Below are 13220 nucleotides of genomic sequence, written 5' to 3' on the forward strand. Positions count from 1 at the left end.
GCGAGCCTCGTCTCAGCCGGGTCGGGAGAATCTTGCCGAAACGAGCTGGAAAGGCAGCGCCCCATAGGTGGCGACGGCCTGCTCGTTGTCCCAGACGCGAAACTGCCGTGACGGCCGCGCCTCCAGCACCAGGGCCCGTCCCGTCCGGTCAAGCTTCACCTTGCCGCGAAAGCGTAGCATCCGCTCCCCGCCGGAACGGCTGATCGCCATCGAGCGCAGCCGGGCCACATGCCGGTCGCCCGCATTGACCTCCATTTCGATGCGTCGCCTGACCGGCGGAACGACGATGCGCACGACGAGATCGAGCATCATCTCGCCGGCTTCCCCCTGCGGCTCATCCAGGGTTTGCGAGAGCACAAATGCAGCAGGCCCGCCGGCTGCCTTCGCCGCCATGGACTTGCCGCGCCACACGATGTCCGGCTCGGTCTGCTTCAGCCGGCCTTTCTTGCGCCGCAGGCGCAGCTGCTTCGCAAACCCCCGCGACAGCCAGGTCAGCGCGCCGAAATCGGTACGCGGCTTGGCCTGCAGGACGGATGACAGGCGCGCCGCGCCGCGCCGGTCGGCCATGCCCACCACCTGCGCCAGGACGGCTTCCGGCACCGCGATGCCGATCTCCAGCGCAAGGTAGGAAAGCGCCACCGCCGCGGCGACGGCGAGACCGCGCCTGGCGATGACGTCGAGGAATAGCGCCCAATCGACATCGCCGCCTTCGATGGCCACGGTGCAGTCGACCAGCCAGTCGCTATGCGTATGCGCGTCGAGGCCGCCATGCGCGATGGCGAGCGCGATGCGGTCGGCGGGCGAGGGGACGACCACGCTGACGTCGCTGAACCTGGCGGCAATCGCGCGGCGCCAGATCGCGAGGTCGTCCTCGGCGTTCTGCTGCGAGCCATCATAGGCGAGCTGATGCAGGTCGATGTCGCCGTAATTGCCCTTGAAGAAATTCATCGAGCGCAGCGATGCCAGCCTTGTGCGCAGATATTGCGGGGAAACGCCGGTGGCGATCTGCCAGCCGCGGTCGCGCAGCACATCGAAAGCCGGCTGCATATCGCCCGGCCGCACCAGTATGTCGATGTCATGCGCCACGCGCCCGCGCTGCGCGGCGGCGTCGAGCGCGATGCGGCTGGCGCCCTTGATCAGCATAACCGCGCAGCCGGCATCGACCATTGCCTTCAACGCCGGCTCCGCCTCGCGCATGGCCATGCGCGACTTGGTCCACAGCATCTTCTGCAGGCCGACGAGGCGCGGATGGGCGGCGTGGCCGGCAAGCTTGCGCCCGAACCTGTCGGAAATAGCGGCAAGCAGCCGGTGCTCCCGGAAGGAGACACGGTCGATGTCGTTCTCGTCCAGCCACCTTTCGGCGCAAAGGCGCGCCGCCTCTTCGTCGGGCAGAAGCGCTGCCTTGAGCAATTGGTCGAGCGAGCCGGTCGGCCAGGACCAGCCATAGTCTGGAAAACGCTTGCCGATGTGACGGATATTCGCCATCAGCTGGAGCTGGCCTTGCTTTGCGCCCGTCGCAGCATGGCCAGCCGTGCCACTTCCAGGTAGCCGCGGTCGCGTGCCGTATCGCGCCCGTAGGACAGGCTTCCCGGCCTGATGCGTCGCAGCGCCAGGATGTCAGGCATCATGTCGAGGACAAAACCGCTTTCCCGCGCCCGGGCGATCCAGTCGATCATCTCGCCACGGCCGCCCGGCGGGTCGATCATCGGTCCGACGCTCTCCGCAGCCGCTCGGCGCATCAGCATCGTCGAGCGCGACCAGCCGGGCGTTGCGGTCGGGGCCATCGCATCGGGCTCTCCGTCGCGAAAACTGCGTATATGGGTGAAGACCCCCGATGTCCCGGGAAGCCGTTCGAGATGGGCAAGCTGCGCCGCGATCTTTCCGGGCACCCAAAGGTCGTCGGCGTCGAGCGTGGCGATGAAGGGCGTCGACAGCGCGGCGATGCCGCGGGTGGTCGCGCTGCCCGGCCCGGCATTGTCCTGGTGGAAAAGCTTGAGCGGCAGGTCGATGCCGTCGACAGCAGTGGCAATATCATCGGTCGAGCCGTCGTCGACCACCACGACCAGCTCGGGCCGCGTCGTCTGCGCCGCCACTGATCGCAGCGTCTCGGCGATCGTGGCGCTGGCGTTGTAGGCCGGAATGACGACGCCGTATCCGCTCATCACATGAACCGCCAGTCCGCGAGTTTCTTCAGTTCGAAAATGCCTTCGATCGGCTTGAGCGACGGGTTGGCCCTGCGGCGCTTCATCGATTTGTAGATCGCGCGCATGAACTCGCGCGCCTGGACGTCTTCCTGCCTCGTCATGTTGCCGGCATGCCGCCGGTAATAAAGCGCCAGCGTGTCCGGGAGCAGGTATCGGGGGCCGACCTCGAAGCTGCGCAGCAGAAAGTCCGTATCTTCGGCCTGGACGAAGTCCTCGTCGAAATCGCCGAGCCGGTCGACCAAACGGCGCGAGAAGATCGCGGCCGACAGATGGATGCCGCGAATGGTGATGCTGTTGCAGTCTTGTGCCGGCTCCAGCGTTTGGTCATCGATCCTGTCGACCAGCATCATCCTGGAATAGGTAAGATCGAGAGCGGGATCCTTCCGGAAAAGCTCTATGTCGGCGGCGAAGCGCCCGGCTGGCGAGATGTCGTCGGAATCCAGAAAGGACACCAGCTCCGCCTCCGGCTCGAGCTGTCTCAGTCCGCTGTTGCGCGCCCGGGTCACGCCCATGTTCTCCTGCTGAAACAGCCGGATGCAGGATGCTTGGTCCATCATCGCGCGCACGGCTTGAGCCGAACCGTCGGTCGAGCCGTCGTCGATCACGACGATATCGAGATCGGCGGCGTCGCGCTGTCTGAGCAGCGAGCGGAGTGCTGCGCCGACGTAAGTCTCGCGGTTGTGAACCGGCATGATCACGGAGAGCTTCATCCGTGATCCCCGAACTGTCTTGTGTGGTCCAGCCCCCCGGCGTCCATCACATACCCTGCCAGCTGGGTGGGCTCTTATACTCGAAAATGCCCGGAGCCTCGCGCAGCGACGGATCCGCCCTGCGCCGCCGCATCGCTTTGTGGATCGCCCGCAGATGGTCGCGGAGCCTGCCGTCATTTTGCCGTGTCGCGTTCCCTGCATGACGCCGGTAGTAGATCGCGACGTTGTCCAGCAGCTCGTAACGGGGACCCGTTTCGAAGACGCGCAGCAGATAGTCTGTGTCCTCTGACAACTCGAACTCCTCGTCGAACCAGCCGATACGATCGACAAGCGCCCGGCCGAACAGGGCGGTGCATAGCGAGAGCCCGCGAAGCGTCAAGATATGGCTGTTCGCGGCCGGCTCCAACGTCTCGTCGTCGATCCGGTCGACCAGCGTCATTAGCGAGTAGGTCAGATCGAGGCCGGGATGCGTTTCGAAATGAGCGAGGCCGGCCTCGAAACGGCCGGGAAGGGAAATATCGTCGGAATCGAGGAAGGACACGAAGCCGGCGTCCGCCGGCAATTGCCGCAGACCGGCATTACGGGCTCGGGCAACACCCATATGAGCGTGTTGGAACAGGCGTATGCAGGCGTTCTCGTCCATCATCGCGCGAACCGCCTCGGCCGACCCGTCCGTCGAGCCGTCGTCGATCACGATGATGTCGAGGTCGACGGCGTCGCGCTGCCGCAGCAGCGAGCGCAGGGCCGGGACGACGAAGCGCTCGCGGTTATAGACCGGCATGATCACGCTCAGCTTCATCGGGCGCCCGCGCAAGGAAATCCGCAATCGTGCCGGCGATCTCCTCCGGATGCGTCCCGAGGTAAAGCCGGTAGCATGGCAGCAAGCGTGTGAGATCGCTGAAGAAGCGAAACCCGCTTTCCCGCTCCCCGGGCATCTGGGCAATGCCGGAGGGCGCCAGCGCGATGAGCGCATCCTTGCGCGAAATCGGTGCGATCGAACTCGTCTTTCCGCCACTGACATGTGGCACCATCAACGCAGAAATGTCCAGACTCGCGCGTACTGGCCGAGGCGCGATCTCGTTAATGTGAAAGGCATGCTTGCCTTGCCAGTTGAGCGGTCGGTCGGTTCCCAGCCGCCTTCCCAGCCCGAGTCGGGCGAAACCCTGCGGATCCTGTTTCAGGATCGAAAACAGCGGTCGCGCGGTCACGCCGCCGGAAAGGTCGATCAGCACATAGTCGTCGCCGACGCTGTCCAGCCCGTTGAGCAGTCCCGCAACGACGGTTCCGGATTTTCCCGCGCCCCCGGCGCCGGCCAGCAGCACGCCCTTGCCATCGAGGCCCAGCGTGCCGGCATGAGCAAGGCGCATGCCGCGCGCCGCGTATTCCCAATGCAGGAAGGCGCGCAGCGGCGCCCCTTGCTCCCAGGGCGGAAACGCGTCGGGGGACCGCATCAGCTGGACGCCAATCCGTCGGTCGGGATCGCAGACCTGCCAGAAATCCAGATCGTGGTAATGATGGCCGCGCAGCCCCGCCTCGGCGAGTTTCTGGGCAAAGCCGTGTTCGGTGAAATGCGCATCGCCCCAGCGTGCCGGCACCGGCATGCCGCCGACGCCTGGATGGCCGATGAAGACATGGCATTGGCGGGAGTCCCGCGGATCGCCGCCGGCTTCGATGAAAGCCTGGCCAAGGGCATCCGCGAGCGCGCCGGGCTCTAGATGCGCGATCAATTCCAGCCCTGGCAGCCGGACAGTCCGCTGGACCGGGAATTGCCCGGCCCCGCTCTCGGCGGCGGCAAGGAGGAAGCGGGCGTAGTCCGGCAGGGTCTCGAGCGTGACGCGTGGCATGGTCTGTTCCGGCCTGACCTCGCCCTCGCCGGTCGCTCAGGAAACCTGCTTGACGGCCGGCCAGCCGAGCGGTTCCTCGACTTCGTGGATCGGATCGACGGTGATGAGGTCGGCAAGATCGTCATGGACGCTGACATTGAGCGGCTCGCGCGCCGCCGCCAGCGCCGCCGGCAAATCGTCGGAAGAGGGCAGCGGCGTCGCGCCGGAAGGCGTCAGCAGCCCAAACTCGACCAACTGCCCAATGAAGGACTCGAGCGCGGCGGCGTCGATCCTGGCAGCGCCCGCCGCCGATCGGATCAGCGCCTCGGTACCGACACCCGAGGCCAGCGCCTGCCATACCTTGCTGCCGGAATCGGAGAAGCCGAAATACTTGCCGTTGGAGAGGTCGAGCACGACAGCCTCGCCGTCGAAGGATTCGAAGACAATGTCCTTGCTCGCAACGGCATAGATGTCGGAAAGAGGCATGTCGTTGACCCCGCTGCAATTCCAGCCGGCGGCTGCGCCGGTCGTATCGTTGCCTGACCCCTGGACAACGCCTGTAAACACTCGGTCCTTGCTTGGCAAGGCAAGGCGTGCCGGCGCCATCTCGACCATCTTGGGTTTAGTTCGCGGCTCGAGTCTCGATATCGAGCGTCGACAAGGGGCAGCCGCGGCGCTTTCGGCACGAACGCCGCTTTTAGCCTTCGGTCGGAAACACGGGCCCGATGGGGCCGAATCGGCCCTTGGAACGGGGGTAGGATGGTTAATAGTATCGAAAAGTGACTATTAGGAGATTCTAAAATCGAACTGAACGGTTCGTTTCTGTTGACGGTGCGTGCAGGATGGTGTGAACGTCGGTGCTCCGATACATTTGGTGAGCCAACCGCCAAATTGGAATAAGCTATTGATTTTATTCAATAAAAATAAAGTCGCAGGCATGCTTATGAAAACTTCAAGATGCGGATTCATGGTCCAGAGGGAAAAACTTCGTGATTGGAATCCGGCAGTCGGTCCACCCAAATCAGCGTTGTCCGAACGACGCGATTTCATTCCCAAGACACGCCGCTAGACGGACTGACTTAAGATACTGGAGTAGTAAAAATGAAAAAGATTGTTCTCACTGCCGCAGCCCTTCTGGCAATTTCTGGCAGCGCCTTCGCTGGTAGCGACCATTACAACCCGAACGAAGCCAATCAGGCGGCCGCCAAGGTCGACTCTTCCTACACGGCTTCGGTCCACCAGCCTGCGCCGGCCACTCAGCAGCCTGCCACGACGGGCGCCGACCACAACCTGTTCGGCAACAACTAACAACCGACCTTGAACCGGCGGCGGGCTAGCCCGCCGCATCGGTCGGATCGCAAGATTCAGGAGCACTGAAATGAAGAAGATCGTTCTTGCCACGGCCGCCCTGTTGGCCGTTTCCGGCGCTGCTTTTGCCGCGGAGAGCGGCCATACCGGTAACGTAGGCGCCAGCCAGACGGCTCCCGCCGTCGACACCACGCGCACGTCGTCGATCAATACCGACTCGACGGTCTACAAGCTGTTGCACTCGTCGAACGACGTTCACAAGTCGGCCCCTCAGGGCAGCGACCGTAGCCTCTTCGGCCGCTAACAACTTTAGACTATATACGAAAGAAGAACGGCGGGCCTTGGCCCGCCGTTCTTCTTTTCCGCAATGGCTATGCGTCAGCCGGAGCGGCTAACCGTCAGGCAGCCTTTGCTTCCTCGCGATGCAGCGTGAAGGAATGGCCGTCGGCGTCGAAGATGTGCAGATCGCCGCCGCTGGCGTTGAGCCGCAGGGTCTCGCCGCGCTTGACCTCGACATTGCCCGGCAGCTTGGCCACCAGCGGCAGGTCGGTGCGGCCGATATCGACATAGACGAGCTGAACCTCGCCAAGTTGCTCGATATAGTCGACCTTGCCTTCGAACAGATAGTCCGCGCCGGTCGCGATCGCGAGATCCTCCGGCCGCACGCCGAAGCTGACCGCGGCGCCATTCGCCGAGACCGGCGTCGCGATCGGCACCGTCGCCTTGCGGCCGCCGACATGGCTGACCACGGTCGGATTGCCGGCCTTCTCGATCTTTGCCGGCAATATGTTCATTGCCGGGGAGCCGATGAACTGGGCGACGAACAAATTGCCCGGACGCTTGTAGAGCTCCATCGGCGTGCCGACCTGTTCGATATAACCTTCCTTCAGCACCACGATGCGGTCCGCCAGCGTCATCGCCTCGACCTGGTCGTGCGTGACGTAGATCATGGTGGTGTTCGGCATCGATTCCTTGAGCTTGGCGATTTCGATGCGGGTGGCGACGCGAAGCGCGGCGTCGAGGTTCGACAGCGGCTCGTCGAACAGGAACACCTTCGGGTTGCGCACGATGGCGCGGCCGATGGCGACGCGCTGGCGCTGGCCGCCCGACATCGCCTTGGGCAGGCGGTCGAGATATTTGGTCAGCTGCAGGATCTCCGCCGCCTGGCGCACGCGCTTGTCGATCTCGGCCTTGCTTTCCTTGCCGATCTTCATCGAGAAGGCCATGTTGTCGTAGACCGTCATATGCGGATAGAGCGCATAGGACTGGAACACCATGGCGATGCCCCGCTTCGACGGCGGCACGTCGTTCACCACCTCGCCGTCGATCTTCAGCTCGCCCGAGGTGATCTCCTCGAGGCCGGCGATCGACCGCAGCAAGGTGGATTTGCCGCAACCCGACGGCCCGACGAAAACGATGAACTCGCCCGATTTGATGTCGAGGTCGATGCCATGGAGAATGTTGAGGTTGCCGTATGATTTCTTCACCTGGTTCAGCGTGACATCGGCCATGTTTTCTCCTCCCAATGATTTCCGTTGCAATGTTCAGTCGACACGCCCGAACCAGGCGCCATAACCGCCGAGGCGGACCGGCCCGGTGCCAGTCTGTCCCGAAAAGCCGTGCCCCGGCAAGGGCTGCAGCGAGCCACGGCCGAGATCGACCTCGGCGGGCTTGCCGCCGAGGTTGAAGGCGCAGACGATCCGCTCATTGCCCTCGCGGCGCGTGAAGGCGACGGTGTCGCCATCGCTTTCGATAAAGTCGATGTCGCCCTTGGCCAGTGCCGGATGCTGGCGCCGGAAGGCGAGGAAGCGGCGGTAATGTTCGAGCAGCGAGCTTGCGTCGCCCTGTTGCACGTTGACGGCCTGCGACAGGTGCTTGCCCGGCACTGGCAGCCACGGCTTGGCGGTCGAGAAACCGCCATTCTTGGCAGCCGCGTCCCACACCATCGGCGTGCGGCAGCCGTCGCGGCCCTTGAACTCCGGCCAGAACCGGATGCCGTAGGGATCTTGCAGGTCTTCGAACTTCAACTCCGCTTCGCCAAGGCCGAGCTCTTCGCCTTGATAGATGCACACCGAGCCGCGCAGCGACATCAGAAGCGCCGAGATCACCTTCAGATAGCCGGGCGGATCCGCCTCGTTGGCGGCCCAGCGCGAGGCGACCCGCATCACGTCATGGTTGGAGAAGGCCCAGCACGACCAGCCGTCGCTGGCGACCGTGCCGAAAGCCTCCAGCACCGCGCGCACTTTCGCCGCGCTGATCTTCTCCGGCGCCAGGAAGTCGAAGGAATAGCACATATGCACGCGCTTGCCGTCGGCGGTGTAGGCGGCGACCACTTCCAGGCCGCGCTGGGAGTCGCCCACCTCGCCGACGGCGGCCTGCGCCGGATATTCGTCGAGAAGCGCGCGGAAGCGCTCCAGGAAGCCGAGGTTCTCCGGTCGGCTCTTGTCGTAGAGATGGTCCTGGTAGTTGTAGGGATTGACCGCCGGCGCCGTCTGGTCGTTGCGCTGTTCCGGCGGCAGCGGCGGATTGTCCTCCAGCCCCTGGCTGTGGAAGTAGAAATTGATCGTGTCCAGCCGAAAGCCGTCGACGCCGCGCTCCAGCCAGAAGCGGGTGATATCGAGCAGCGCGTCCTGGACTTGCCGGTTGTGGAAGTTGAGGTCCGGCTGCTCGGCCAGGAAATTGTGCATGTAATATTGCTGGCGGCTGGTGTCCCACTGCCAGGCCGAGCCGCCGAAGATCGACAGCCAGTTGTTGGGCGGCGTGCCGTCGGGTTTTGCGTCCGCCCATACATACCAGTCGGCTTTCGGATTGTTACGGCTGGAGCGGCTTTCCTTGAACCAGGGGTGGATGTCGGCGGTGTGCGACAGCACCTCGTCGATCATCACCTTGAGGCCCAGCCGATGGGCTTCCGTCACCAGCGCGTCGAAATCGGCGAGCGTTCCGAACATCGGGTCGACGTCGCAATAATCCGACACGTCGTAGCCGAAATCCTTCATCGGCGATTTGAAGAAGGGCGAGATCCAGATGGCATCGACGCCGAGCGAAGCGATGTAGGGCAGGCGCCGCACGATGCCCTTCAGGTCGCCGATGCCGTCGTCGTTGGAGTCCTGGTAAGAGCGCGGATAGATCTGGTAGATCACCGCGCCCCGCCACCAGTCGCGGTCGACGGCGGGGTCTGGTCTCGAAGTCGCCTTCAAAGCCGATTGCATGTCTTCAACCTCCTTTCACCGAGCCGGCAAGCAGCCCGCGGACGAAATAGCGCTGCAGCGAGAAGAACACGATCAGCGGCACGATGATGGTGATGAACGCCGATGTCGTCAGGATCTCCCAGTTGCCGCCGCGCGAGCCGAGCAGCGCGTTGAGCTTGGCCGTCAGCACGATCTGATCGGGCGCCGTGCCGAGGAAAACCATTGCCACCAGGAGATCGTTCCATACCCACAGGAACTGGAAGATGGCGAAGGAGGCAAGCACCGGGAAGGACAGCGGCAGCACGATCTTGACGAAGATCTCGAAGTCGCTGGCGCCGTCGATGCGCGCCGATTCCATGATCTCGCGCGGCAGGCCGGCAATGTAGCTCCTGAGCAGGTAGATGGCGAAGGGCAGGCCGAAGCCGGTATGCGCCAGCCAGATGCCGAGATAGGTCTTGGATGGCACGCCGAAGAAGGTGCCGACGCCGTTGTAGAGCTTGAGCAGCGGGATCAGCGACATCTGCAGCGGCACGACCAGCAGGCCGATGATGACGGCAATCAGCAGCGCCCGGCCCGGAAAGCGCATCCAGGCCAATGCATAGGCCGCGAAGGCTGCGATGAGGATGGGGATGATCGTTGCCGGGATGGTCACCGTCAGCGAGTTCATGAACGAGCGGCCGATGCCTTCGGAAAACAGCACGGCATCGTAGTTGTCCGTGGTGAATTTCGGCGGCGCGGAGGAGGCGAAATAGACGCGTTGGCCGCGGTCGCCCTCGAAGGCTTTCACCGAGGACAGGATAAACGTGCCGTCGGCGTTCATCTGCAAGGTGGCGCCATCATTGAGCTCGGCAACCGTCCCGGCCTTGTATTGCGTCGGCGCGGACGACTTCACGCCGAAGGCGCTGATCTCACGCTTGGGCCCGTCGCCGAAGATGTTGCCCTCGATGACGTATTTGCCGTCCTTCTGGGTTTGCGCCGACGCCGCGGGAAGCCGCCCGGCCTCGCTCTGGCTGGAACTGGCAAAGGAGTTCCACCAGCCGGCGGCGACGATCTGGTCCTTGTCGCGCAGCGACGAGACGAGAATGCCGAGCGTGGGAATGGTCCAGATCACCACGAAGACGAGCACGGCGATGTGGACGCCGAAGCGGCCGGCGAAGGATTTTCCGGTCTTGGCGGCCATCTCAGTGCCCTCCCGTCTCTTTGTTGGCCTGGCGGATGTTCCAGACCATGATCGGGATGACCGCGATCATGATGATGATGGCGATCGTCGCGCCGCGGCCGAAATCGCCGCCGCCGCGGAACATCCAGTCGAACATCAGATTGGCGAGCACCTGGCTGTTCCATTGGCCGTTGGTCATGGTCAGCACGATGTCGAACACTTTCAGCACCAGGATGGTGATGGTGGTCCACACCACTGCGATCGTGCCCCAGATTTGCGGCACCATGATCTTCCAGAAGATCTGGAACGGGTTGGCGCCGTCGATCACGGCCGCTTCCAGCGTCTCTTCGGGAATGCCGCGCAGCGCCGACGACAGGATGACCATCGCAAAGCCGGTCTGGATCCAGACCAGGATGATCATCAGGAAGAAATTGTTCCAGAACGGCAGCGATATCCACACCTGCGGCTGGCCGCCGAAATACTGGATGATGGCGTTGAGCAGGCCGATCTGCACCTGGCCCTCGCCGCGATACTCGTAGATGAACTTCCAGATCACGCTGGCGCCGACGAAGGAGATGGCGAGAGGCAGGAAGATCAGGCTCTTGGCGATCGTGCCCCACCAGATCTTGTCGGTGAGCACGGCGATGATCAGCCCAAGGAAGGTGCAGGCCGCCGGCACCACCGCCAGCCAAAGCACATTGTTCAGGATCGAATTGCGGAAATCGTGATCGCCGAGCGCCCATTCATAATTGGCGAGGCCGACGAAATTCTCGCCGCCGCGATCGAGGAAGGAGAGCCTCAGCGTCTCGATGACCGGGTAGATCAGATAGATGGTAAGGATGATCATCGCCGGGCCGACGAACAGCCAGGGCCGCACCAGTCCCTGCCGGCGCAGATTGTCGACGGCGGCGGTGCCCGAGACGCCGCGTGACGGGAAGACGAGATCGAGCAGTTTGTTGGCGCCCCAGAAATAGGCGACACAGCCGCCGACGCCGATGATGATGACGAATATGGCCGAGAAAATCTGAGTCGCCATGGGTCCCTCTCCCTGCGCATGACCGGCCAGCCAGGGCTGGCGATCGGATGCGCCGACTTTCGGTTATTCGGAACAATCGAAACGCGAAGGCTTCCGGCGTTGACCGCCGGTCGGATCCGGGCCGTGGCCCGGATCCAGATGGAGGATTAGGAGGATTTCAGGGTGCTTACTTGATGGCATCCCAGCTTTTCTGGATGTCGGCGGCGACGTCCTGCGCGGACTTGCCGCCAACCAGGTCGATCATGCCGGTCCAGAACGAGCCCGCGCCGACCTTGCCGGGCATCAGGTCGGACCCGTCGAAGCGGACAGTCGTGGCGCCGACCAGGATCTCGCCCTGCTTCTTCAGCGCGTCGCTGCCATAGGCATCCTTGTTGGCTGCCTTGAAGGGGGTGACGAAGCTCTTCTGCGCCATCCACAATTCATGCGCGAGCGGCATCTCGAGGAATTTGATGAACTCGCGCGAGGCCTTCGAATCCTTGGTGATCATCACCAGCGTGCCGGCCACTTCCAGCGGCGTGCCCAGTTCCGGCTTGGAGGCGTAAGGCGGGTAGGGGAAGAAGTCCGCGTCCTGGCCGAGCTTCACATTTTCCGGGAAGAAGGAGGGGATGAACGATGCCTGGTGGTGCATGTAGCACTTGGGCGGCACGGTGAAGAGGCCCTTCGGGCTGTCGCGGAAGTCGGTCGCCGCGACCGCCTTGGCGCCGCCGTCCACCATCTTGTCGTCGGTGGCGATCTTGCCGAAGATGTCGATGGCGTTGACCACGGCCGGGTCGGTGAACGGGATCTCGTTCTTCACCCACTTGTCGTAGACTTCCGGCGGCTGGGTTCTCAGCATGATGTCCTCGACCCAGTCGGTCGCCGGCCAGCCGGTGGCGCCGCCGGAACCGAGCCCGATGCACCAGGGCTTGCCGCCGTCGGCGATGATCTTCTTTTCGAGGTCGGCGAGTTCTTCCTGGGTTTTCGGCACCTTGTAGCCGGCCTCGTCGAAATTGTCGGGCGAGTACCAGACCAGCCCCTTCACGTCGATCTTGTAGGGGAAGGCGTAGAAGCCGGGCTTGCCGTCCTTGCCATTATAGGTGCCGAGCTTGGCCCAGGAGTCGCCGGCGGCGTAGTTTTCCTTGATCCAGGCGGCGACGTCGTCGCCCAGCGGGGTCAGCACGCCCTTGGAAGCAAGATCCTGTATGAGGCCGGGCTGCGGCAGGACGGCGATGTTGGGCGGGCTGCCGGCCTGGGTGTCGATGACGATCTGCTGCTCATAGTTCTCGGACGAGGAATATTTCACCTCCGCGCCGGTGGCCTCGGCGAAATAGTCGAGGACCGAACGCACAAGCGTCTCGTCCTCGCCGCGCCACGGCCCGAAGATCGTCAGCGTCTCGCCCTTGAGATCGACCTTTTTGAGGTCGTCGTAGTTCGCCCAGTGAAACTTCGGATCCTCGCCCGGCTTGAACTTCAGTTCGGCTTGCGCCGGCAGGCTGAGGGTGAGTGCCGCGAACGCCGCACCCAAGAGAAGCATTTTCTTCATCGCAAGTCCTCCCAGTGGTCACAAACAGGACGAAACCTCCATTTCGTCCGCCGACGCCCGCGGAACTGTGACTCAGCGAAAGGGCAACCGCAACCTTTCGAAGAGACTTCCAAAGCGCTTTGGCTATTTTGATCTCGCCATTGAATTGCTCGAGAGTCAAGTGGGAGAGTTTATAAATCGATTTAAATCTCCCGGGATAGAGTGAGAAAAGTGCACTGCAGCATAATTTTTTGGGCCGCAGCAGCAATTTTTGCTTCAAACGGCGCCTAG

Annotated in this window: 13 protein-coding genes; 2 read left to right on the forward strand and 11 right to left on the reverse strand. The window is 63.3% G+C overall.

What is annotated here, in order from left to right; genetic code table 11:
- Positions 1–12 precede the first annotated feature (12 nt).
- The 6 genes from FJW07_RS00200 to FJW07_RS00225 are packed head-to-tail and all read right to left on the reverse strand — an operon-like array spanning position 13 to position 5304.
- The gene (locus FJW07_RS00200) at positions 13–1485 is read right to left on the reverse strand and encodes a nucleotidyltransferase family protein (protein ID WP_140853678.1); all 1473 of its coding nucleotides are present in this window, start codon (positions 1483–1485) and stop codon (positions 13–15) included.
- Positions 1485–2162, reverse strand: coding sequence for a glycosyltransferase family A protein (locus tag FJW07_RS00205; protein WP_140853680.1), 678 nt, complete (start codon positions 2160–2162; stop codon positions 1485–1487). The genes FJW07_RS00200 and FJW07_RS00205 overlap by 1 nt, the downstream gene beginning before the upstream one ends.
- On the reverse strand, positions 2162–2914 hold the full coding sequence (locus FJW07_RS00210) for a glycosyltransferase family A protein (RefSeq protein WP_140853682.1): 753 nt from the start codon (positions 2912–2914) through the stop codon (positions 2162–2164). The genes FJW07_RS00205 and FJW07_RS00210 overlap by 1 nt, the downstream gene beginning before the upstream one ends.
- A gap of 46 nt (positions 2915–2960) precedes the next feature.
- Complete coding sequence (locus FJW07_RS00215) at positions 2961–3713, reverse strand: glycosyltransferase family A protein (RefSeq protein WP_181182524.1); 753 nt, start codon at positions 3711–3713, stop codon at positions 2961–2963.
- Entirely contained in the window at positions 3682–4758 is a 1077-nt protein-coding gene (locus FJW07_RS00220; RefSeq protein ID WP_140853684.1) for a serine kinase, read from the reverse strand. Before FJW07_RS00220 ends, FJW07_RS00215 begins: the two co-directional genes overlap by 32 nt.
- A 36-nt stretch (positions 4759–4794) precedes the next feature.
- Complete coding sequence (locus FJW07_RS00225; protein WP_246680617.1) at positions 4795–5304, reverse strand: PqqD family protein; 510 nt, start codon at positions 5302–5304, stop codon at positions 4795–4797.
- Positions 5305–5838: 534 nt separating this feature from the next.
- On the opposite strand from FJW07_RS00225, the gene FJW07_RS00230 reads away from it, so the two are divergent.
- Together FJW07_RS00230 and FJW07_RS00235 are read left to right on the forward strand one after the other, a co-directional pair.
- Positions 5839–6045 carry a DUF680 domain-containing protein gene (locus FJW07_RS00230; protein WP_140650748.1) on the forward strand — a complete coding sequence of 69 codons (207 nt, stop codon included), beginning with the start codon at positions 5839–5841 and terminating at the stop codon, positions 6043–6045.
- A 70-nt stretch (positions 6046–6115) separates the two neighbouring features.
- Positions 6116–6349 carry a DUF680 domain-containing protein gene (locus FJW07_RS00235; RefSeq protein WP_140853686.1) on the forward strand — a complete coding sequence of 78 codons (234 nt, stop codon included), beginning with the start codon at positions 6116–6118 and terminating at the stop codon, positions 6347–6349.
- Positions 6350–6443: 94 nt separating this feature from the next.
- Here FJW07_RS00235 and ugpC read toward each other — a convergent pair whose 3' ends face one another.
- The 5 genes from ugpC to FJW07_RS00260 all read right to left on the reverse strand — a co-directional run bounded on the left by ugpC (position 6444) and on the right by FJW07_RS00260 (position 12950).
- Complete coding sequence (gene ugpC / locus FJW07_RS00240; RefSeq protein WP_140853688.1) at positions 6444–7556, reverse strand: sn-glycerol-3-phosphate ABC transporter ATP-binding protein UgpC; 1113 nt, start codon at positions 7554–7556, stop codon at positions 6444–6446.
- 33 nt (positions 7557–7589) lie between these two features.
- Positions 7590–9254 carry an alpha-glucosidase gene (locus FJW07_RS00245; RefSeq protein ID WP_140702209.1) on the reverse strand — a complete coding sequence of 555 codons (1665 nt, stop codon included), beginning with the start codon at positions 9252–9254 and terminating at the stop codon, positions 7590–7592.
- Between the two features lie 4 nt (positions 9255–9258).
- The gene (locus FJW07_RS00250) at positions 9259–10413 is read right to left on the reverse strand and encodes a carbohydrate ABC transporter permease (protein WP_140650738.1); all 1155 of its coding nucleotides are present in this window, start codon (positions 10411–10413) and stop codon (positions 9259–9261) included.
- 1 nt (position 10414) lies between these two features.
- Positions 10415–11428 (reverse strand): sugar ABC transporter permease, encoded by a 1014-nt coding sequence (locus FJW07_RS00255; RefSeq protein ID WP_140647153.1) that lies wholly within the window; start codon positions 11426–11428, stop codon positions 10415–10417.
- Positions 11429–11594: 166 nt separating this feature from the next.
- Positions 11595–12950 carry an ABC transporter substrate-binding protein gene (locus FJW07_RS00260; RefSeq protein WP_140853690.1) on the reverse strand — a complete coding sequence of 452 codons (1356 nt, stop codon included), beginning with the start codon at positions 12948–12950 and terminating at the stop codon, positions 11595–11597.
- Positions 12951–13220: the final 270 nt, after the last annotated feature.

Source organism: Mesorhizobium sp. B3-1-9, assembly GCF_006439595.1.
GTDB lineage: Bacteria > Pseudomonadota > Alphaproteobacteria > Rhizobiales > Rhizobiaceae > Mesorhizobium.